Origin of the sequence: Paraburkholderia xenovorans LB400, assembly GCF_000013645.1 — a bacterium.
GTDB classification, from domain to species: Bacteria; Pseudomonadota; Gammaproteobacteria; order Burkholderiales; family Burkholderiaceae; genus Paraburkholderia; species Paraburkholderia xenovorans.
Genome location: NC_007951.1, coordinates 4,361,958 through 4,383,854, shown reverse-complemented (window position 1 = coordinate 4,383,854; position 21,897 = coordinate 4,361,958). Strand labels below are relative to the sequence as shown.

General features: G+C 60.9%; 17 protein-coding genes, 2 tRNA genes and 2 rRNA genes. 7 read left to right on the top strand and 14 right to left on the bottom strand.

Features of this window, described 5'->3' with window-relative positions; all coding sequences use genetic code 11:
• Positions 1-85: 85 nt before the first annotated feature.
• The 8 genes from BXE_RS19610 to rpe form a co-directional block, all read right to left on the bottom strand.
• Positions 86-925: a uracil-DNA glycosylase gene (locus BXE_RS19610; RefSeq protein ID WP_011489944.1), complete on the bottom strand. Its 840-nt coding sequence runs from the start codon at positions 923-925 to the stop codon at positions 86-88.
• An 88-nt stretch (positions 926-1,013) separates the two neighbouring features.
• On the bottom strand, positions 1,014-1,640 hold the full coding sequence (locus BXE_RS19605) for a CYTH domain-containing protein (protein ID WP_011489943.1): 627 nt from the start codon (positions 1,638-1,640) through the stop codon (positions 1,014-1,016).
• A gap of 46 nt (positions 1,641-1,686) precedes the next feature.
• Entirely contained in the window at positions 1,687-2,472 is a 786-nt protein-coding gene (gene trpC, locus BXE_RS19600) for an indole-3-glycerol phosphate synthase TrpC (protein WP_011489942.1), read from the bottom strand.
• 18 nt (positions 2,473-2,490) lie between these two features.
• Positions 2,491-3,522 (bottom strand): anthranilate phosphoribosyltransferase, encoded by a 1,032-nt coding sequence (trpD, locus tag BXE_RS19595; RefSeq protein WP_038458510.1) that lies wholly within the window; start codon positions 3,520-3,522, stop codon positions 2,491-2,493.
• A gap of 17 nt (positions 3,523-3,539) precedes the next feature.
• On the bottom strand, positions 3,540-4,142 hold the full coding sequence (locus tag BXE_RS19590) for an aminodeoxychorismate/anthranilate synthase component II (RefSeq protein ID WP_011489940.1): 603 nt from the start codon (positions 4,140-4,142) through the stop codon (positions 3,540-3,542).
• Between the two features lie 13 nt (positions 4,143-4,155).
• Positions 4,156-5,649 carry an anthranilate synthase component I gene (gene trpE, locus BXE_RS19585; protein ID WP_011489939.1) on the bottom strand — a complete coding sequence of 498 codons (1,494 nt, stop codon included), beginning with the start codon at positions 5,647-5,649 and terminating at the stop codon, positions 4,156-4,158.
• A gap of 367 nt (positions 5,650-6,016) precedes the next feature.
• Positions 6,017-6,733: a phosphoglycolate phosphatase gene (locus BXE_RS19580; RefSeq protein ID WP_011489938.1), complete on the bottom strand. Its 717-nt coding sequence runs from the start codon at positions 6,731-6,733 to the stop codon at positions 6,017-6,019.
• Positions 6,734-6,759: 26 nt separating this feature from the next.
• Positions 6,760-7,443 (bottom strand): ribulose-phosphate 3-epimerase, encoded by a 684-nt coding sequence (gene rpe / locus BXE_RS19575; RefSeq protein WP_007180282.1) that lies wholly within the window; start codon positions 7,441-7,443, stop codon positions 6,760-6,762.
• 289 nt (positions 7,444-7,732) lie between these two features.
• Here rpe and apaG point away from each other — a divergent pair, with 289 nt between their 5' ends.
• Entirely contained in the window at positions 7,733-8,107 is a 375-nt protein-coding gene (gene apaG / locus BXE_RS19570; RefSeq protein ID WP_007180283.1) for a Co2+/Mg2+ efflux protein ApaG, read from the top strand.
• A 57-nt stretch (positions 8,108-8,164) separates the two neighbouring features.
• Here apaG and BXE_RS46605 read toward each other — a convergent pair whose 3' ends face one another.
• On the bottom strand, positions 8,165-8,335 hold the full coding sequence (locus tag BXE_RS46605; RefSeq protein WP_007180284.1) for a hypothetical protein: 171 nt from the start codon (positions 8,333-8,335) through the stop codon (positions 8,165-8,167).
• A 28-nt stretch (positions 8,336-8,363) separates the two neighbouring features.
• On the opposite strand from BXE_RS46605, the gene BXE_RS19560 reads away from it, so the two are divergent.
• Entirely contained in the window at positions 8,364-9,488 is a 1,125-nt protein-coding gene (locus tag BXE_RS19560; protein WP_011489937.1) for a murein transglycosylase A, read from the top strand.
• 58 nt (positions 9,489-9,546) lie between these two features.
• Here BXE_RS19560 and paaK read toward each other — a convergent pair whose 3' ends face one another.
• The 5 genes from paaK to paaN form a co-directional block, all read right to left on the bottom strand.
• Positions 9,547-10,851 (bottom strand): phenylacetate--CoA ligase PaaK, encoded by a 1,305-nt coding sequence (paaK, locus tag BXE_RS19555; protein WP_011489936.1) that lies wholly within the window; start codon positions 10,849-10,851, stop codon positions 9,547-9,549.
• A 205-nt stretch (positions 10,852-11,056) separates the two neighbouring features.
• Positions 11,057-11,518, bottom strand: coding sequence for a hydroxyphenylacetyl-CoA thioesterase PaaI (gene paaI, locus BXE_RS19550; protein ID WP_011489935.1), 462 nt, complete (start codon positions 11,516-11,518; stop codon positions 11,057-11,059).
• 1 nt (position 11,519) lies between these two features.
• Complete coding sequence (gene paaG, locus BXE_RS19545; RefSeq protein WP_011489934.1) at positions 11,520-12,311, bottom strand: 2-(1,2-epoxy-1,2-dihydrophenyl)acetyl-CoA isomerase PaaG; 792 nt, start codon at positions 12,309-12,311, stop codon at positions 11,520-11,522.
• A gap of 50 nt (positions 12,312-12,361) precedes the next feature.
• On the bottom strand, positions 12,362-13,564 hold the full coding sequence (gene pcaF, locus BXE_RS19540) for a 3-oxoadipyl-CoA thiolase (RefSeq protein ID WP_011489933.1): 1,203 nt from the start codon (positions 13,562-13,564) through the stop codon (positions 12,362-12,364).
• A 139-nt stretch (positions 13,565-13,703) separates the two neighbouring features.
• Positions 13,704-15,404: a phenylacetic acid degradation protein PaaN gene (gene paaN, locus BXE_RS19535; RefSeq protein ID WP_011489932.1), complete on the bottom strand. Its 1,701-nt coding sequence runs from the start codon at positions 15,402-15,404 to the stop codon at positions 13,704-13,706.
• A 137-nt stretch (positions 15,405-15,541) separates the two neighbouring features.
• On the opposite strand from paaN, the gene BXE_RS19530 reads away from it, so the two are divergent.
• The 5 genes from BXE_RS19530 (at position 15,542) to BXE_RS19510 (ending at position 21,824) form a co-directional block, all read left to right on the top strand.
• Positions 15,542-16,318 (top strand): enoyl-CoA hydratase, encoded by a 777-nt coding sequence (locus tag BXE_RS19530; protein ID WP_011489931.1) that lies wholly within the window; start codon positions 15,542-15,544, stop codon positions 16,316-16,318.
• 487 nt (positions 16,319-16,805) lie between these two features.
• Positions 16,806-18,336, top strand: a 16S ribosomal RNA gene (locus BXE_RS19525).
• A gap of 78 nt (positions 18,337-18,414) precedes the next feature.
• Positions 18,415-18,491 (top strand) — tRNA-Ile (locus BXE_RS19520).
• A gap of 81 nt (positions 18,492-18,572) precedes the next feature.
• Positions 18,573-18,648: transfer RNA gene (locus BXE_RS19515), tRNA-Ala, on the top strand.
• A gap of 294 nt (positions 18,649-18,942) precedes the next feature.
• Positions 18,943-21,824: ribosomal RNA gene (locus BXE_RS19510) — 23S ribosomal RNA — on the top strand.
• The 16S and 23S rRNA genes sit together here with 2 tRNA genes alongside, the layout of an rRNA operon.
• The last annotated feature ends 73 nt before the right edge of the window (positions 21,825-21,897 follow it).

Genomic DNA, 21,897 nt, shown 5'->3' with positions numbered 1-21,897 from the left:
ATGAAAAACGCCACGGATTTTGAGTCCGTGGCGTTTTTTTAGGCGCCGATGTTTCGCCGATGCCTGATGTCCGATGCCGGCGCTTTCAGGCGAGCATTTGTGCTTCATCTGGCAGGCGCCAGTCGATCGGCTCGCGGCCGTGCTGTGCGAGATATTCGTTGGCCTTGGCGAAATGCCCGCAGCCGAGAAAACCGCGATGCGCCGACAGCGGCGACGGATGCGGTGCTTCCAGCACGCAATGCGACTTGCCGCCGAGCAGCGCGCGCTTGGCTTGCGCATGCGCGCCCCACAGCATGAACACGAGGCCGTCATGGCGCATCGCGAGTTCGTGGATCAGCGTGTCGGTGCATTTTTCCCAGCCGCGTTTTGCGTGGCTGGCGGCCGAGTCTCGCTCCACCGTCAACACCGTGTTCAGCAGCAGCACGCCCTGCTTCGCCCAGGTGTCGAGACAGCCGTGACGCGGCGTCTCGTGGCCAAGGCTTGCGGCGATCTCCTTGAAGATGTTGCGCAGCGACGGCGGCGTGCGCACGTTCGGCGCTACCGAAAACGCCAGCCCGTGCGCTTGCGGCGTGCCACGGTCTTCGCCGTGATACGGATCCTGGCCGAGGATCACCACTTTCACTTCATCGGGACTGGTCAGGCGCAGCGCGCGGAATACGTCGGCGGGATAGACGGTTTTGCCGGCGGCGCGCTCACCGTCGACAAAGCGGCAGAGCGGCGCGTAGGCGTCGCTTTCGATGAACGGTTTGAGATGCGCGCGCCATGCCGGCGGCAGCGCGTCGAATTGCGCCTCGAGCGTTGGCGGCGGCGCGCTGGCGCCGGATTTCTGCGGCGTGGTCGACGTGGCGCTGGTTGGCTCGGATGCGGCGTCGCCGAACAGCGAAGCCTGCGACGGATTGGAGCGGGTGCGGGAAGCGGAGGTCATGGCGGGGAAGTGTCGCAGCAAACGCTGCGTTGCTCAAGGTGTGGGCACGGCATTCAGCGCGAGCGCCGGAGGAGCGGCTTTGCGGCGCTCAACCCGCCCGCAACTGGTAACCGCGCTGCGCCTTGCTGATGTTGTCTGGTGCCAGAGCGGCAATCTGCTTGCCGAGTTCCGTGGCGAGCGCCTGGAGCGTGGCTTCGTCGCCGGACTTCAGTTCGAGTTCGACTTCCGAGATCGGCGCGCGGCGCGTTTGGCCGTCCACCTCGGCGAGCACGTCGCCCTGATCGATCGCCGCTTCGACTTGGGCACTGTCCGTCTGAAGCTGCCACAGCGTCCGGGTGAAATTCGTGCGGAAGAGTTCGATGAGTTCGGGCGCGGCCTGACGCAAGGCATCCGCAGCCGACGGTTCGTCGCACTCGCGCAGCAACGCGTCGATCTCCAGCCTTTCGCCCGCCACCGGCATTTCCCATTCGTGCCGGCTGTGCAAACCATCCTCGGCCTTGCCGACCGTCTTGAAGGTTTGCAGCCAGCCCTCGGGCGTCTGGCGCAAACGCAAGGCGCTCTTCGAGCCTGCCAGCGTCAGGTCAGACGTGTCGAAGTAAATATTCACCAGCTTGATCGGTGTACCCTGCGCGCCGGTGCGTGCGACGAACCACTGCGTCGCCGCCTCCACCTGCGCGGGCGGCAGCGCCAGTTTGATTTCGCGTTCCATGCCCATGACCTGCTCCGCTACGTATGCCGCTTGCCGCGTGTCGACAGCGCGCTCAGAAAAACATCCGCGCAAGTTCCACACCCGGCTCGTCCGCGCGCATGAACGCCTCGCCGACGAGGAACGTGTGCACATCCATTGCGCGCAGGCGCTCCACGTCGACGCGCGACAGAATGCCCGACTCCGTGACGACGATGCGGTCGTCGGGAATCGCTTCGAGCATGCCGATCGTCGTTTCGATCGACGTCTCGAAGGTGCGCAGATTGCGGTTGTTGATGCCGATCAGCGGCGTTTTCAGCGTGAGCGCTTCCATGAGCTCGTCGCGGTCGTGCACCTCTACCAGCACCGCGAGGCCCAGCGAATGCGCGAGCGCTTCGAGATCCTGCATCTGCGAGGTTTCGAGCGCGGCGGCAATCAGCAGGATGGCGTCGGCACCCATCGCGCGGGCTTCGACGATCTGGTACGGATCGACGATGAAGTCTTTGCGCAGCACCGGCAAATTGCAGGCCGCGCGCGCCTGCTCCAGATACGCGACGCTACCCTTGAAGAACTGCACGTCGGTGAGCACGGACAGGCAGGCTGCGCCGTGTTTTTCATACGAACGCGCGATCTCGGCCGGCACGAAGTGTTCGCGCAGCACGCCTTTGGACGGGCTCGCCTTCTTGACTTCGGCGATCACCGCGGCGAGACCCGCCGCGTGCTTCGCACGCAACGCGCCGACGAAATCGCGCAGGTCGCGCGACGACGCTTCGAGGCGCAGCTCTTCGAGCGGCGCGCTCTGTTCGGCCGCCCGGACTTCTTCGCGTTTGACCGCGATGATGCGGTCGAGAATGTCGCTCATAAGTGTCTCGCTACGTGGTTACTGCTTGAATTGCTGGGTGAAACGGGCCAGCTCGTCGACTTTCGCGCGCGCCTTGCCGCTCGCGATCGCTTCGCGCGCCAACTGGATGCCGTCCGCAATCGACGAAGCCACGTTCGCCGAATACAGCGCGGTGCCCGCGTTCAGCGTGACGATTTCGCGCGCGACGCCCGGCTTGTTGTCGAGCGCTTCGAGCAACATCGCTTTGGATTCGTTGGCGTCGGCCACTTTCAGCGTGCGGTTCGACACCATCTGCATGCCGAAGTCTTCCGGATGAATCTCGTACTCGTGAATCTGGCCGTCGCGCAACTCGCCGACTTGCGTCGCCGCGCCGAGCGAGACTTCGTCCATGCCGTCCATACCGTACACCACCAGCACGTGCTTTGCGCCGAGGCGCTGCATCACGCGCACCTGAATGCCGACGAGGTCGGCGTGGAACACGCCCATCAGCTGATTGGGCGCGCCGGCCGGATTGGTGAGCGGCCCGAGAATGTTGAAGATGGTCCGCACGCCGAGTTCGCGGCGCACCGGCGCGATGTTCTTCATGGCCGGATGATGGTTCGGCGCGAACATGAAACCCATGCCGGTTTCCGCGATGGAAGCCGCCACCTGTTCCGGCTGCAAGTCGATATTCACGCCGAGCGCTTCGAGCACGTCCGCGCTGCCCGACTTGCTCGATACACTGCGGCCGCCGTGCTTCGCGACCTTGGCGCCCGCCGCGGCGGAGACGAACATGGTCGCCGTGGAAATGTTGAAGGTGTGCGAGCCGTCGCCGCCGGTGCCGACGATATCGACGAAGTTCGAGTTGTCCTGCACCTCGACGTGCCGGGCAAATTCACGCATCACCGTGGCGGCGGCGGTGATTTCGCCGATGGTCTCTTTTTTGACGCGCAAGCCGGTAATGATCGCGGCCGCCATCACGGGCGAGAGTTCGCCGCGCATGATGAGCCGCATCAGGTGCAGCATTTCGTCGTGGAAAATCTCGCGGTGCTCGATGGTCCGTTGCAGCGCTTCCTGGGGCGTAATCGACATGATGTCGTCTCTCTTCATCAAGCGTTGCGATTGGACGTTTGTGCGCCGGCGCGCTTCGACTGCTTGAGGAAGTTTTCGAGCAGCGCGTGGCCGTGTTCGGACAGGATCGATTCAGGATGGAACTGCACGCCTTCAACGGCCAGTTCTTTGTGACGCACGCCCATGATCTCGCCGTCTTCGGTCCACGCCGACACTTCCAGACAGTCGGGCAGCGATTCGCGTTCGATCGCGAGCGAGTGATAGCGGGTCACGACGAAATGCTTCGGCAGGTCCGCAAACACGCCTTTGCAGTCGGTTTCGATCGTACTGACCTTGCCGTGCATGATGGTTTGCGCGCGCACCACGCGCCCGCCGAAGGCCTCGCCGATTGCCTGATGGCCGAGACAGACGCCGAGAATCGGCGTCTTGCCGCTGAATTCGCGCAGCACGTCCAGCGTGATGCCGGCGTGTTGCGGATTGCTCGGACCAGGCGAGAGGCAGATGCGCTCGGGGTTGAGCTTCGCGATTTCGTCCAGCGTGATTTCGTCGTTCCGGTAGGTGCGCACGTCTTCGCCGAGTTCGCCGAAGTACTGCACCAGGTTGTAGGTGAACGAGTCATAGTTGTCGATCATGAGCAGCATGGTGTGTCTCCGGTCAGAAGTCGCTATCGAGGCCGTCTTGCACTTGTTCCGCGGCGCGCAGTACGGCGCGCGCCTTGTTCTCGGTCTCCTGCCATTCGGATTCCGGCACCGAATCCGCGACTACACCCGCTGCCGCCTGCACGTACAGATTGCCGTTCGCGATCACGCCGGTGCGAATGGTGATGGCCAGATCCATTTCGCCGGTGAACGACAGATAGCCGACCGCACCGCCGTACAGGCCACGTTTCACGGGTTCGAGTTCGTCGATCAGTTCCATCGCGCGAACCTTCGGCGCGCCAGACAGCGTGCCGGCCGGGAAAGTGGCGCGCAGCACGTCGAAATTGGTGGTGCCGGGTTTCAGCTTACCTTCGACCGAACTCACGATGTGCTGCACGTGCGAGTACTTTTCGATCACCATCTTGTCGGTGACGACCACCGAGCCGATTTGCGCGATGCGGCCCACGTCGTTACGCGCAAGGTCGATCAGCATGACGTGTTCGGCGATTTCCTTCGGGTCGTTCAGCAGTTCGGTTGCGAGTTCGGCGTCGCGTTCCGGCGTGTTGCCGCGCGGACGCGTGCCGGCGAGCGGACGGATCGTGACGATGCGATCCTCGCCGCGCTTTTCCTGGCGCACCAGAATTTCCGGCGATGCGCCCACCACGTGGAAGTCGCCGAAGTTGTAGAAATACATATACGGCGACGGATTCAGCGAGCGCAGCGCGCGGTACAGCGAGAGCGGATTGTCGCGATACGGCTTGGTCAGGCGCTGGCCGACCTGCACCTGCATCAGTTCGCCGGCCGCGATGTATTCCTTTGCCTTGCGCACGGCCGCCAGGTAATCGTCTTTCGCGAACTCGCGGTAGGTCTCGGTGCGCACGCTGGCCGAAGTGACCGGCGGCTGCACGGTAGTGCGCAAACGCTGGCGCAATTCACGCAGACGCTGTCTGGCTTTGGTGTACGCCTCGGGCTGCGTCGGGTCGGCGTAGATCACCAGATAGAGCTTGCCCGCGAGATTGTCGATCACCGCGACTTCTTCGGTCAGCAGCAACTGGATGTCGGGCAGATTCAGATCGTCTTTCGGCGCCGTGTGCGCAAGCTTTTTCTCGATGTAGCGCACCGCGTCGTAGCCGAAATAGCCGGCCAGACCGCCCGCGAAACGCGGCAAGCCGGGGCGTTGCGCCACTTTGAAACGCCCCTGGAACTGCTGGATGAATTCGAGCGGGTCGCCCTCGTGCGTTTCGACGACCTTGCCGTCGCGCACCACTTCCGACACGCCGTTGCGGGTGCGCAGCAGCGTGCGCGCCGGCAGTCCGATGAACGAGTAGCGGCCGAAACGTTCGCCGCCCACCACCGATTCCAGCAGGAACGAGTTGGCGCCGTTGCGCTCGCTCTGCGCGAGCTTCAGGTACAGCGAGAGCGGCGTTTCGAGGTCGGCGAGCGCTTCGGCGATCAGCGGGATGCGGTTGAAACCCTCGTTGGCGAGGGACTGGAATTCGAGTTCGGTCATGTTCCGATCCTGTACGGTGGTCCGGCGGCGTGCGTTGGACAAAGCGGGGCGTGGCGCGCCCGGTCAGGCATTCGTTCGACGTTTCGACACGATGATACCGACCGGCGCGAGTTTCCCATCGACGCGTGCAAGGGATTTCAGCGCACAGATGTACTTTGCGGGTACACGCAGGCCGAATCAACCGATGCAGCGAAACAAAATGATGGAAAAAACGCGTGAGCGCAGCGAAGTAAAAAACGGTTGCCGAAGACGAGCTTCAGCGTACCTCAAGCGAGGTTAGCGCGACCAGCGACGCCAGGGCCAGGCTCCCCGGTCGATGCTAATCAGACTCCGTTTTTTATTCAGAAACATGAGGATGAAGGACTTTTCAAGTCGTGGATTGGTGCGCTGCGATCGCCTTGGCGGCGTCCAGCAGCGAGGCAACTATACCATCGGATTTTATTGTTTGTATAGCTTGGCCGTGGTTGTAGCCGTAGGGCACCGTCAACGTGGCCATGCCCGCCGCGCGGCCTGCCAGTGCATCGTTTTCCGAATCGCCGATGGCGACCGTGGCCTGCGGCTCGACGCCCAGTTGCGCTGCGGCGGTGAGCATGGGCAGCGGATCGGGCTTCTTTTTCGCGAGGCTGTCGCCGCCGAGCACGACGCTGAAATACTGGGCGAGCCCGTATTGCTGCAGCAGCTCGACCGCGAACCGATGCGGCTTGTTGGTCACGCAGGCGAGTTTGAGGCCGGCATTGCGCATGGCGATCAGGCCGGCTTCGACATCGGGATAAAGCCGCGTGTGCGTGCCGTTGATCTTTGCGTACTCCGCCTGATAGATCGCGAGCGCTTCGTCGAAGCGGTCTTGCGCATGCTCCGTTTCGAAGCGCGGCGCCAGCACGCTGCGGATCAGATGCTCCGAACCCTTGCCGACATAACCGACCACTTCCTCGCGCGAAGTCTCCTGCGCGTCGAGTTGCGCGAGCATGCCGTTCAGGCCGGCGGTGAAGTCGTCGGCGGTATCGATCATCGTGCCGTCGAGGTCGATGATCGCGGCTTGCAGGCGCGGGCCGGTGAAAGTCGGGGCGGGGAACGGAGTGGTCATCTTGCGTGCCGGTTATGCGTCGATTCTCAGTGCTGGATGTTGGCGAGTGCTGCGCGCATTTTCTCGATCACGACCTTGTGGTCCGGCTGGCCAAAAATCGCCGAGCCGGCCACGAAGGTGTCCGCGCCGGCCGCCGCGATTTCGGCGATGTTGTCCACCTTCACGCCGCCGTCCACTTCCAGATGAATCTCGCGGCCGGTGCGCTCCGTGTAGGCGTTGATGCGCTGGCGCGCTTCGCGCAGTTTGTTGAGCGCTTCCGGAATGAACGATTGGCCGCCGAAACCCGGATTCACCGACATGATCAGCACGAGATCGACCTTGTCCATCACGTGATCCAGATAATTCAGCGAGGTGGCCGGATTGAACACCAGGCCGGCCTTGCAGCCGTGGTCGCGGATCAACGAGAGCGTGCGGTCGATATGATCCGAGCCCTCCGGGTGAAAGCTGATCAGGTTTGCGCCGGCCTTGGCGAAGTCCGGCACGATCCGGTCGACCGGACGCACCATCAGATGCACGTCGATCGGCACGTCCACATGCGGGCGGATCGCCTCGCAAACGAGCGGGCCGATGGTCAGGTTCGGCACGTAGTGGTTGTCCATCACGTCGAAGTGGATCCAGTCGGCGCCGGCGGCGACGACATTGCGCACTTCTTCCCCGAGGCGGGCGAAGTCGGCTGACAGAATGCTTGGGGCGATGCGGAATTGCGTCATGGCGGGGGCGGAGGCAAGCGGGAAAGCGCCATTTTACCGTTTTGTGCGCGAGCGTCCCGGTTCGCCGCCGCTTTGAGGCCCGCGCCACGCCCGGCATCGATTCGGGTGGCGAGTGTGACAAAACGTCTTACTGGTCCCTGGCCAAAGGGATTTGTCCGGTTGCGGGCGTGTCGCGCATCAAGCAGAATGCCAACACCATCAGCGCCGCTTCGCCAATGCGCCCGCAAACCATTGGCGTTCGGGCTTTCCCGCGACATTTCACACCGCGTTTCAGCAGACCGGAATCAGGATGAGCCAGTACGAATTCAGCGTCTCGACGCAGGTGCAATATCTGCCCGAAGAGTCGGACCCGGAGCGCCGCCAGTATGCATTCGCATACACGCTGACTATCCGTAACACCGGCCAGGTGCCCGCGCAGTTGATCGCGCGGCATTGGGTCATCACAGACAGCGACAAGAACGTGCAGGAAGTGAAGGGTCTTGGCGTGGTCGGCCATCAGCCGCTGCTCAAACCGGGCGAGCATTTCGAGTACACGAGTTGGGCGGTGATCGCCACACCGGTCGGCACCATGCGCGGAGAATACTTCTGTGTGGCCGAGGACGGCGAGCGGTTCGATGCGCCGGTGCCGGAGTTCATCCTGCGCATGCCGCGTACGTTGCATTGAACCGGGCGCGTGGCTCGCGGTCTTTAGAAAGCTCAATGCGCGATTCAACGCGCAGCTTTACTGCGGTTTTTGCTGTTTTTGTTGCTTTTGCTGTTCAGTGGCGTTGGCACGCGCCGCTTTCTTCTTGCCGGACGACGTCCATACAACGATAAAGACGAGCAGGAAGAGCGCGAGGAGCGATTCCAGCGCGAAGATAAGCATCGGGTATTCGTCGAACAGATCAGACATGGCGGTTTCCATCAAGAACGAACATTGTATGCGTTTTGTCCGCACGGCCGCAGGGTGGCTCGGTGCGCTTTCGGTCGCGGTATTGCTGGCGTCCTGCGGCGGCAGCGGCGCGGTCCGGCCTTCAGTTTCGCCACCCACGGGTGCGGCGATCATACCAGGACAGATTGCCGCGACCCGGCTGACGGCAGTTGCATGGCAGCAGGTGCCGGGCTGGCAGGACGATTCGCTGATCGGCGCGACCGCCGCATTGCGGCAAAACTGCGTGAGGCTGGCGCGTCAACCGAACTGGTCGCGCGCATGTGCGGCGGCCTCGCACATCGACGACCTCGACGTCACCAGTGCGCGGGCTTTCTTTGAAGCTTATTTCACGCCCTTCCAGCTAGCGAATACCGACGGCACGGTGGACGGCCTGGTTACCGGTTACTACGAGCCCTTGCTGCGTGGTTCGCGCACGCGGCACGGCGTGTATCAGACCGCGCTGTATCGCTGGCCAAGCGGTTATCGCGCGGGCGCACCGCTGCCGGCGCGCGCGCAACTCGAGCGCGCGGGGGTGCTCAACGGTAATGAAATCGTATGGGTCGATGATCCAATCGAGGCGTTCTTCCTGCAGGTGCAGGGCTCGGGGCGCATCGTGATGGAAGACGGCAGCGTGATGCGTCTTGGCTTTGGCGGCACCAACAATCAGCCGTACAAATCGATTGGTCGCTGGCTGCTGGATCGCGGCGAACTTACGCCGGCGCAGGCGACCATGCAGGGTATCAAGGCATGGGCGCGTGCGAACCCGAGCCGGGTCGATGCGCTGCTCGATACGAATCCGCGTTTTGTGTTCTTCCGTGAGATGCCGTCCGGCGAAAGCGTGCCGAACGGCAGCGCGGACGGCCCGATCGGCGCGCTGGGTGTGCCGCTGACGCCGGAGCGGTCGATCGCGGTCGATCCGACGGCGATTCCACTCGGCACGCCGGTGTTTTTGCAGACCACGCGCCCGCTGACCAATTCGCCAATGAATCGCCTCGTCTTCGCGCAGGATACGGGCTCCGCGATCAAGGGCGGTGTGCGCGCGGATTACTTCTGGGGCTTGGGCGACGACGCCGGCGACCTTGCCGGCAAGATGAAGCAGGGCGGCCGGATGTGGCTGTTGCTGCCGAATTCCTGATGTGTAAGTAGCGCACGGCGCGGCGTTATCCGCCGTGTCGCGCGCTCATTCCTGTTTGTTACAGCCCCGACTTGCGCTTGTCGACCACACGCCGCGCCTTGCCCACCGAACGCTCGATCCCGTTCACGCCCAGCACGTTCACCACCGCGCTCACGCCAATCAGTGCCTTGATGTCATAGGCCAACGCCTGCCTGGCCGTGTTCAACGCGGCGGTGTCAGGTGCCGTTTCCGGGCACGGCTCGACATTCAACGTCAACACGTCGAGCGGGCCTTCCCTGGTCAGCACGATCTGATAGTGCGGGGCGAGCATGGGCTGCTTGAGCAGCAGTTCTTCGATCTGCGTGGGGAACACGTTCACGCCGCGCACGATCATCATGTCGTCCGAGCGGCCGGTGATTTTTTCCATTCGGCGCATGGTGCGGGCGCTGCCCGGCAGGAGGCGCGTGAGATCGCGCGTTCGGTAACGGATGATCGGCAGCGCCTCTTTGGTCAGCGACGTAAACACCAGCTCGCCGAGTTCGCCGTCCGGCAGCACTTCGCCGGTTTCGGGATCGATGATCTCGGGATAGAAATGATCTTCCCAGATGGTCGGACCGTCTTTCGTTTCCACGCATTCCGACGCGACGCCGGGTCCCATCACTTCGGACAGACCGTAGATGTCGACGGCATCGATGCCCATGCGTTTTTCGATTGCCTGACGCATGTCGTTGGTCCACGGTTCCGCGCCGAAAATGCCGATGCGCAGCGAACAATTGGCCGGGTCCACGCCTTGACGCTCGAGTTCGTCGGCAATCGAGAGCATGTAGCTCGGCGTCACCATGATGATGTCCGGCCGGAAGTCCTGGATCAGTTGCACCTGCTTTTCGGTCTGGCCGCCGCCGAACGGGATCACGGTGAGCCCCGCGCGCTCGGCGCCATAATGCGCGCCGAGACCGCCCGTGAACAGGCCATAGCCGTAGCTCACGTGAACCTTGTCGCCGCGCCGTGCGCCGGCGGCGCGGACCGAGCGCGCGACGAGATTCGCCCACGTGTCGATGTCGCGCGCGGTGTAGCCCACCACGGTCGGCTTGCCCGTAGTACCGGACGACGCGTGAATCCGTGAAACCTGGTCCTGCGGTACGGCGAACATCCCGAACGGATAGCTGTCGCGCAGATCTTTTTTGGTGGTGAAGGGAAAGCGCGCCAGGTCCGCGAGGCTGTTCACGTCGCTCGGGTGAACGCCGGCTTCATCGAATTTGCGCCGATAAACCGGCGAGTTTTCATAGGCGTGGTTCAGCGACCATTTGAGCCGTTCAAGTTGAAGGGCGGCAAGTTCGTCGCGGCTGGCGGTCTCGATTGGATCGAGCGGAAGGGCGGTGGTCATCGAATGTCTCCTTGCTGCCTTAATGCCTGGGTCTGGTGTACATGCGCTCGTGCGCGAAAACCGGGGCGCCGGCGGTCGTTTAACCGGGCGGCGCCCGGGAGCTCCACTGAGCCGCGAATCTGCCGCGGGTTTTGTCGCGGGGCATCGTGCGATTGCCGGGTGCTTGACGCGAGCTTGCCGTGGGGCTGCCGCGGGGTTGCCGATATCAATCGCCTGCCGGAATCAGGTTCCCTTTGATCTGTGCCGATTTGCCGCGAAACATCGCGACGGTTTCGTCGGCACGATTCGTCACGCGGATATCGTAGATGCCGGTCCGGCCGCTCAACGTCTGCTCGACGGCTTCCGCCGTCAGCACGTCGCCGCCTTGCACGGGCCGCAGGAACTCGATCGAGCAGCCAGCTGCGACCGTGTTGATGTTGTACGTGTTGCAGGCGAACGCGAACGTCGAATCCGCGAGCGTGAAAATCAGGCCGCCGTGGCAAATCTGATGGCCGTTCAGAAAGTCGTCGCGTACGGCCATGCGCAGACGCGCGTATCCGGGGCGCACTTCGACGATTTCGAGGCCGAGCGCGCGGCTGCACGCGTCGTTCTCGTACATGGCCACGGCGGTTGCGCGGGCCAGTTCGTCAGGCGTCATCTGGCTGGGATGGTTGGCTCGAGTGGACATGTCAGCGGCCCTCGAAGCGCGGCGCGCGCTTTTCCACGAAGGCCTGCACGCCTTCCGCGTAATCGTGGGAAGCGCCCAGTTCGCGTTGCAGATCCCGTTCCAGATCGAGTTGCTGATCGAGCGTTTGCGTCGCGCCCGCGCGCATGGCCTGCTTGATTGCTGCGATGGCGCGCGTGGGTTGCTGCGCGAGTTGGGACGCGAGTTTTGTCGCGGTGCCGGCGAGCTCGGCGTCTTCGACTGCCTGCCAGATCAAACCCCAGCTTTCGGCTTTTTCCGCGCTGAGTTTGTCGCCGGTAATGGCGAGTCCCAATGCGCGAGCCATGCCCACACGCTGCGGCAGGAACCATGTGCCGCCGGAGTCCGGCACCAGGCCGATCTTCACGAACGCCTGAATGAAGCTCGCGGAGCGAGCTGCGAGCACGAGGTCGCACGCGAGCGCGAGATTGGCGCCGGCGCCGGCAGCCGTGCCGTTCACCGCGGCGATGACCGGCAACGGCAATGCCTGCAGGCGGCGAATCAACGGATTGAAATGTTGTTCGATCAGTTCACCCAGATCGGTCATGGCGCCTGGCGTGAAGTCGAGGTCGGCCAGATCCTGGCCGGCGCAAAAGCCGCGGCCCGCGCCGGTGAGCACGAGCGCACGGGCACCGGACGCTTCGACCTGGTCCAGCGCGGCGCTCAATTCCTGATGCATCGCGCGAGTAAAGCTGTTGAGCTTGTCCGGCCGATTCAGCGTAATGGTGGCGACGTGGCTCGATGCGTCGATGTCGAGACGGATCGCTTCATATGACATTGGGTGTCTCCTCGAAGTCTCGTTGACCGATGGGCGCTGTGGTGCTCGTGTCAGAGCCGCTCGATGACCAGCGCGATGCCCTGGCCTACGCCGATGCACATCGTGCAAAGCGCAAAGCGGCCGTTGATCCGTTCCAGCTGGTACAGCGCGGTCGTGATCAGACGCGCACCCGATGCGCCCAGCGGGTGGCCGAGCGCGATGGCTCCGCCGTTCGGATTGACGCGCGGGTCGTCGTCGCGCAAGCCGAGCGTACGCAGAACTGCCAGGCCTTGCGATGCGAACGCTTCGTTCAACTCGATCACGTCGAATTGTTCGAGCGTCATGCCGAGCTGCTTCAGCAGCTTTTGCGTAGCCGGCGCCGGACCGATCCCCATGATGCGCGGCCCGACGCCCGCGGTCGCCATGCCCACCACGCGGGCGCGGCGGCGCAGGCCGTACTGGTCGGCGGCCTGCTGGTTCGCGAGCAACAGCGCGCAGGCACCGTCGTTCACACCGGACGCGTTGCCGGCTGTCACGCTGCCGTCGGGGCGAACCACGCCTTTGAGCTTGCCCAGGCTTTCGAGCGACGTTTCACGCGGGTGTTCGTCGAGCAGCACGCGCACTGGGTCGCCTTTCTTTTGCGCGATTTCGACGCCGACAATTTCCTGGGCCAGCGTTCCGTCCTGTTGTGCGCGAGCCGCCTTTTGCTGGCTTGCCAGCGCGAACATGTCTTGATCCGCGCGGCTCACGCTGAATTCAACGGCGACGTTTTCCGCGGTTTCAGGCATCGAATCGACGCCGTACTGGCGTTTCATCAGCGGATTGATGAAGCGCCAGCCAATGGTCGTGTCGTAGATCTCAGCCTGGCGGGAGAACGCGCCAGTCGCCTTGCCCATGACGAACGGCGCACGTGTCATGCTTTCGACGCCGCCGGCGATCATCAGACGCGCTTCGCCCGCCTTGATGGCGCGCGCCGCGGTGCCGACCGCGTCCATACCCGAGCCGCACAGGCGGTTGATGGTGGCGCCCGGTGCCTCAGTGGGCAAGCCGGCCAGCAATGCCGACATGCGCGCAACGTTGCGGTTGTCTTCGCCCGCCTGGTTGGCGCAGCCGTAGATCACGTCGTCGAGGGCGCGCCAGTCGACGCCGGGATTGCGGTCGATCAACGCCCTGATCGGCACCGCGCCGAGGTCGTCGGCGCGGACATCCTTCAGGGCGCCGCCGTAGCGGCCGATTGGGGTGCGAATCGCATCGCAAATGAAGGCGTCGTTCATAGGGATTCCTGCTGGGGCGGATCGGCGCGAAATGCCGATCCGATGTCTCATGTTAGTTGGAGCGCACAGCCCGGTCCATTCGGCCAAACGGTATAGGACGAAGCCGTGCTTTGTCTTATGCCACTTTGTCTTATGCCATTCAGCCAGCTACCGCCGGCGCCGCTTTCGGTTCAACATGAACGCGGCTTTGAACTACGCGGAAGCGATTCGCAACGAAGGCCGCGTCGGCCAGCGCGGCATTGGCTGCCGGATTCGCGCCCGTGCCGTGGAAGTCCGAAAAGGCCGCCGACTGATTGACGAATACACCGCCCGTCAGATTGATCGACAAGGCCACGCCACCACGAATGGATGCTTCGTGCGCCTGTTCGAGCACCGCTTCGTCCGTGCTATAGACCGACAACGTCAGTGCGCCATGTTCGGCAGCGATTGCGCCGGCGAGGTCGAGCGACTGCGCAGTCGAGTCCGTCGCGATCACGAAAGAGATCGGGCCGAACCATTCTTTGGTGAACTGCGCGTAGTCGGTCGCGGCATCCAGCTGAACCACGAGCGGCGTGCGCACGCGGGCGCCCGCAAAAGCGGGATGCTCGAGCGTCTGGCTCTCGACGAGAACCCGACCGGATTTTGCGGCTTCCTCAATGCGTTGCGCCACACCTTCGTTCTGAATCGCGCCGAGTATTTCGACCGCGCGGGCCGGGTCGGAGACGAGTTTTTGCACGGCGGCGGCAATGGCTTGAGCGACTTCGTCAAACCCGAGCGTGCCTTCCGCGGTGCGGATACCGCCGCGCGGCACATAGATGTTTTGCGGCGCGGTGCACATCTGGCCCGAGTACAGCGCGAGCGAGAAGGCGATATTGCGGGCAACGGCTTTGATGTCGTCCACCGAGTCGATCACGATCTGGTTCACGCCGGCTTTTTCGGTGTAAACCTGCGCCTGGTGCGCATTGCGTTCGAGCCACGTGCCGTTTTGCGTGCTGCCCGTGAAGTCGATGAGCTTGATTTCCGGGCGCAGGGCCAGCTCCTGGACGAGCGCGCCGTCATTCGGTTCGGTGGCCAGCAAGGTGATGACGTTCGGATCGAAACCCGCTTCGCGCAGAACATCGCGCGCAATGCGTACAGTCAGGGCGAGCGGCAGGATTGCGCCCGGATGCGGCTTGACGATGACCGTGTTGCCTGTGGCCAGGTCGGCGAAGAGGCCCGGATAGCCGTTCCACGTCGGGAAGGTGCAGCAGCCGAGTACCAGGCCGGTGCCGCGCGGCACGACGGTGTAATGCTTGTGCATGGCGAGCGGCGGATTCTTGCCTTGCGGCTTTTCCCAGTGGGCGTCGCCGGGAATGCGGCGCAATTGGTCCCACGCGTACGCGACGGCTTCCAGTGCGCGGTCTTGTGCGTGCGGGCCGCCGGCCTGGAAGGCCATCATGAACGCCTGACCGGTTGTGTGCATCACGCTGTAACCAATTTCGAAGCTGGCGCGATTCACGCGGGCAAGAATCTCGAGGCACACGCCGATCCATGCCTGCGGACCAGCCGCACGCCAGTCACGCTGGGCAACGGCGGCCGCCGCGATCAGTGCGGTGGGGGCGGATTTCGGGTAGCGCACGCCGAGCGGGAATCCGAACGGCGAGACTTCGGCACCGACAGTTTCGCCCGTCGACGGTTGGTCCAGCTGGAACGTCGTGTTGAGATGCGCTTTGAATGCGGCTTCGCCGTCTGCGTTAGCTGTTTCCCCGTACACTTTCGGACTGGGCATTTCGACGAACGGGCTCCAGTAGCCGCGCGTTTCGATCGCGGCGAGTGCCTTTTGCAGCGTGTCTTCGTGTTTGGTGAATAGCGGATGTGTCATGGCAGGGGGACTTGGCTCGTACGTTGGGGAAAGCCTGTCTAATAATTGACCGACCGGTTGGTTGGGGAATGTTAGCATTATTAGGATGGCCGCGCGAAGTGTTTTCGCGCGCGATGTTTCTACCCTTAGGAGGTGGCATGGCTTACGAGAATATTCTGGTTGAGACGCGGGGGCGGGTCGGGTTGGTCACTTTGAATCGACCGAAGGCGCTGAACGCGCTGAACGACGCATTGATGGACGAACTGGGCGCGGCGCTGCGCGAGTTCGATGCCGACGACGCGATCGGTGCGATCGTGGTGACCGGCAGCGAGAAAGCGTTCGCGGCCGGTGCAGACGTCGGCATGATGTCCACTTATACCTATATGGATGTTTATAAGGGGGACTACATCACCCGCAACTGGGAAACGGTCCGCTCCATCCGCAAGCCGATCATTGCGGCGGTGGCGGGCTTTGCGCTTGGCGGCGGCTGCGAATTGGCGATGATGTGCGATATTATTTTTGCCGCCGACACGGCAAAGTTCGGTCAGCCGGAAATCAAGCTCGGCATCATGCCGGGTGCCGGAGGCACGCAGCGGTTGCCGCGCGCCGTCTCCAAGGCGAAGGCAATGGACCTTTGCCTGACCGCGCGTTTCATGGATGCCGCCGAAGCCGAGCGTGCCGGCCTGGTGTCGCGTGTTATTCCGGCTGCTTCTCTGGTTGACGAGGCGGTAGCCGCGGCTGCCACGATCGCAGAATTCCCGTTGCCGGCCGTGATGATGGTGAAGGAATCGGTTAATCGTGCTTATGAGACGACGCTCGCGGAAGGTGTGCATTTCGAGCGCCGCCTGTTCCATTCGCTCTTCGCTACCGAAGACCAGAAGGAAGGCATGGCCGCGTTCGTGGAGAAGCGCAAACCGGTTTTCAAACATCGTTAATACGCTTGTCAAAATAACGCTTGCAAGGCGGAGTCCGGCTCGCTAGAATCTCGCTCTTTCGTGCTCCGGACAACGGGGCGCGGGAGGCGGGAGAGCCAGCAGTGGCAAGGCTTTCAGCGAAGTGGGCGGGTTGGAAAAGTTGGAAAAACCTGTTGACGACGTAGCGAAAGTTCTTCATAATCTCGTTTCTCTGCTGCTGATGCAGCGACGCAGAACAAAGCGGTACCGGTGGTGTGAGTTGTTGAGGTTCTCCGGTGGCGGTTTGGTGGTGAATGCGGACCCGATCTTTAAAAATTAACAGCCGATAAGTGTGGGCGCTTGATGCGCGATGCGGGGCGGATCTTCCGGGATCTGCCGTAAAGCGGAAGTATCAGGTCTCACACAGTAATGAAAGGAAGGTTTGACTGTCGCAAGATGGTTGGATCATTCGTCAGTACGTTGAGTGAGCGACCGGGCTCGGAAGAGCCCGAAAAACAGTAACAGGTTTGAACTGAAGAGTTTGATCCTGGCTCAGATTGAACGCTGGCGGCATGCCTTACACATGCAAGTCGAACGGCAGCACGGGGGCAACCCTGGTGGCGAGTGGCGAACGGGTGAGTAATACATCGGAACGTGTCCTGTAGTGGGGGATAGCCCGGCGAAAGCCGGATTAATACCGCATACGCTCTGCGGAGGAAAGCGGGGGATCTTCGGACCTCGCGCTACAGGGGCGGCCGATGGCAGATTAGCTGGTTGGTGGGGTAAAGGCCTACCAAGGCGACGATCTGTAGCTGGTCTGAGAGGACGACCAGCCACACTGGGACTGAGACACGGCCCAGACTCCTACGGGAGGCAGCAGTGGGGAATTTTGGACAATGGGCGCAAGCCTGATCCAGCAATGCCGCGTGTGTGAAGAAGGCCTTCGGGTTGTAAAGCACTTTTGTCCGGAAAGAAAACCTCTGCCCTAATACGGTGGGGGGATGACGGTACCGGAAGAATAAGCACCGGCTAACTACGTGCCAGCAGCCGCGGTAATACGTAGGGTGCAAGCGTTAATCGGAATTACTGGGCGTAAAGCGTGCGCAGGCGGTTCGCTAAGACAGATGTGAAATCCCCGGGCTTAACCTGGGAACTGCATTTGTGACTGGCGGGCTAGAGTATGGCAGAGGGGGGTAGAATTCCACGTGTAGCAGTGAAATGCGTAGAGATGTGGAGGAATACCGATGGCGAAGGCAGCCCCCTGGGCCAATACTGACGCTCATGCACGAAAGCGTGGGGAGCAAACAGGATTAGATACCCTGGTAGTCCACGCCCTAAACGATGTCAACTAGTTGTCGGGTCTTCATTGACTTGGTAACGTAGCTAACGCGTGAAGTTGACCGCCTGGGGAGTACGGTCGCAAGATTAAAACTCAAAGGAATTGACGGGGACCCGCACAAGCGGTGGATGATGTGGATTAATTCGATGCAACGCGAAAAACCTTACCTACCCTTGACATGTATGGAAGTCTGCTGAGAGGTGGATGTGCCCGAAAGGGAGCCATAACACAGGTGCTGCATGGCTGTCGTCAGCTCGTGTCGTGAGATGTTGGGTTAAGTCCCGCAACGAGCGCAACCCTTGTCCCTAGTTGCTACGCAAGAGCACTCCAGGGAGACTGCCGGTGACAAACCGGAGGAAGGTGGGGATGACGTCAAGTCCTCATGGCCCTTATGGGTAGGGCTTCACACGTCATACAATGGTCGGAACAGAGGGTCGCCAACCCGCGAGGGGGAGCCAATCCCAGAAAACCGATCGTAGTCCGGATCGCACTCTGCAACTCGGGTGCGTGAAGCTGGAATCGCTAGTAATCGCGGATCAGCATGCCGCGGTGAATACGTTCCCGGGTCTTGTACACACCGCCCGTCACACCATGGGAGTGGGTTTTACCAGAAGTGGCTAGTCTAACCGCAAGGAGGACGGTCACCACGGTAGGATTCATGACTGGGGTGAAGTCGTAACAAGGTAGCCGTATCGGAAGGTGCGGCTGGATCACCTCCTTTCCCGAGCTAACGTGTCAAGCGTTGAGCGCTCACGCTTATCGGCTGTGAAATTGAAGACAGAAACGCAGACAGACTCAGGGGTCTGTAGCTCAGCCGGTTAGAGCACCGTCTTGATAAGGCGGGGGTCGATGGTTCGAATCCATCCAGACCCACCATGTCGATGACCGTTGGCGCTTTAGCGCTTACGGGCATCCCACCCCCGAAGGGGGCAGGGCGGATCTGGTGTGTGCATGACTGGGGGATTAGCTCAGCTGGGAGAGCACCTGCTTTGCAAGCAGGGGGTCGTCGGTTCGATCCCGTCATCCTCCACCAATCCTCAATGCGTAGCGTTCTGCGAGAGAAGCAGAGCGTTGTGCATTGGCGATTGAGCCAGTCAGAGTGATACATGGTTATAGCAACCGTGATATCGGCTGTCGTTCTTTAACAATCAGGAAGAAGTAGTAAGGAGATTCACGAAAGCATACTTAGAGATGGGTGTGCGAGTAGGTGAATCAGGGTTGTGATTGTATCAATGTATGAAAAGGTGATCGAAAGATTGCTTTGGAATACGGCGCAACACGAATACTCAACCTGTAGCGTGTGTATCGAGAGACACACCCGTTATAGGGTCAAGCGAACAAGTGCATGTGGTGGATGCCTTGGCGATCACAGGCGATGAAGGACGCGGTAGCCTGCGAAAAGCGGAGGGGAGCTGGCAAACGAGCTTTGATCCTCCGATATCCGAATGGGGAAACCCGGCCCGTATGGGTCATCCGTAGCTGAATCCATAGGCTGCGTGAAGCGAACGCGGTGAACTGAAACATCTAAGTAACCGCAGGAAAAGAAATCAACCGAGATTCCCAGAGTAGTGGCGAGCGAAATGGGACCAGCCTGCATTCTTTATCCGTAGTGTTAGTCGAAAGCTCTGGAAAGTGCTGCCATAGCAGGTGATAGCCCTGTAGACGAAAACATCATGGAAGAACTAGGTATGCGAGAAGTAGGGCGGGACACGTGAAATCCTGTCTGAAGATGGGGGGACCATCCTCCAAGGCTAAATACTCGTGATCGACCGATAGTGAACCAGTACCGTGAGGGAAAGGCGAAAAGAACCCCGGGAGGGGAGTGAAACAGATCCTGAAACCGCATGCATACAAACAGTCGGAGCCTTTGAAAGAGGGTGACGGCGTACCTTTTGTATAATGGGTCAGCGACTTACATTCAGTGGCAAGCTTAACCGATTAGGGCAGGCGTAGCGAAAGCGAGTCCGAACAGGGCGATTCAGTCGCTGGGTGTAGACCCGAAACCAGGTGATCTATCCATGGCCAGGATGAAGGTGCGGTAACACGTACTGGAGGTCCGAACCCACTAACGTTGAAAAGTTAGGGGATGAGCTGTGGATAGGGGTGAAAGGCTAAACAAACCTGGAAATAGCTGGTTCTCTCCGAAAACTATTTAGGTAGTGCCTCGTGTATCACCTTCGGGGGTAGAGCACTGTCATGGTTGTGGGGTCCATTGCGGATTACTACGCCATAGCAAACTCCGAATACCGAAGAGTGCAATCACGGGAGACAGACATCGGGTGCTAACGTCCGGTGTCAAGAGGGAAACAACCCAGACCGCCAGCTAAGGTCCCCAAATATTGCTAAGTGGGAAACGAAGTGGGAAGGCTAAAACAGTCAGGAGGTTGGCTTAGAAGCAGCCATCCTTTAAAGAAAGCGTAATAGCTCACTGATCGAGTCGTCCTGCGCGGAAGATGTAACGGGGCTAAGCAATATACCGAAGCTGCGGATGCATATTTATATGCATGGTAGGAGAGCGTTCCGTAAGCCTGCGAAGGTGCATTGAAAAGTGTGCTGGAGGTATCGGAAGTGCGAATGCTGACATGAGTAGCGATAAAGGGGGTGAAAGGCCCCCTCGCCGTAAGCCCAAGGTTTCCTACGCAACGTTCATCGGCGTAGGGTGAGTCGGCCCCTAAGGCGAGGCAGAAATGCGTAGCTGATGGGAAGCAGGTTAATATTCCTGCACCATTGTTAAATGCGATGGGGGGACGGATCGCGGAAGGTTGTCCGGGTGTTGGAAGTCCCGGTCCTTGCATTGGAGAAGGCGCTTTGGCAAATCCGGGCGCAGGATTCAAGGGTGCGAGGCCATTCACTTCGGTGAAGAAGCAATCGGAAGTGGTTCCAGGAAAAGCCTCTAAGCTTCAGTTTAACAAGACCGTACCGCAAACCGACACAGGTGGGCGAGATGAGTATTCTAAGGCGCTTGAGAGAACTCGGGAGAAGGAACTCGGCAAATTGGTACCGTAACTTCGGGATAAGGTACGCCCCTGTAGCCTGACTGGCCTGCGCCAGAAGGGTGAAGGGGTTGCAATAAACTGGTGGCTGCGACTGTTTAATAAAAACACAGCACTCTGCAAACACGAAAGTGGACGTATAGGGTGTGACGCCTGCCCGGTGCCGGAAGATTAAATGATGGGGTGCAAGCTCCTGATTGAAGTCCCGGTAAACGGCGGCCGTAACTATAACGGTCCTAAGGTAGCGAAATTCCTTGTCGGGTAAGTTCCGACCTGCACGAATGGCGTAACGATGGCCACACTGTCTCCTCCCGAGACTCAGCGAAGTTGAAGTGTTTGTGATGATGCAATCTCCCCGCGGCTAGACGGAAAGACCCCATGAACCTTTACTGTAGCTTTGCATTGGACTTTGAACCGGTCTGTGTAGGATAGGTGGGAGGCTTTGAAGCGTGGACGCCAGTCTGCGTGGAGCCGACCTTGAAATACCACCCTGGTCTGTTTGAGGTTCTAACCTTGGTCCGTTATCCGGACCGGGGACAGTGCATGGTAGGCAGTTTGACTGGGGCGGTCTCCTCCCAAAGTGTAACGGAGGAGTACGAAGGTACGCTAGGTACGGTCGGAAATCGTGCTGATAGTGCAATGGCATAAGCGTGCTTAACTGCGAGACCGACAAGTCGAGCAGGTGCGAAAGCAGGTCATAGTGATCCGGTGGTTCTGTATGGAAGGGCCATCGCTCAACGGATAAAAGGTACTCTGGGGATAACAGGCTGATACCGCCCAAGAGTTCATATCGACGGCGGTGTTTGGCACCTCGATGTCGGCTCATCTCATCCTGGGGCTGTAGCCGGTCCCAAGGGTATGGCTGTTCGCCATTTAAAGAGGTACGTGAGCTGGGTTTAAAACGTCGTGAGACAGTTTGGTCCCTATCTGCCGTGGGCGCTGGATATTTGAAGGGGGCTGCTCCTAGTACGAGAGGACCGGAGTGGACGAACCTCTGGTGTACCGGTTGTCACGCCAGTGGCATCGCCGGGTAGCTATGTTCGGAAGAGATAACCGCTGAAAGCATCTAAGCGGGAAACTCGCCTTAAGATGAGATATCCCCGGGGCTTCGAGCCCCTTGAAGGGTCGTTCAAGACCAGGACGTTGATAGGTCAGGTGTGGAAGCGCAGTAATGCGTTAAGCTAACTGATACTAATTGCCCGTAAGGCTTGATCCTATAACAGGTGTGTCTTGCCCCCACAGGGGGAAACAGGACACGCACGGTTGAGTGATCCGTGTTGTGCCAGCAG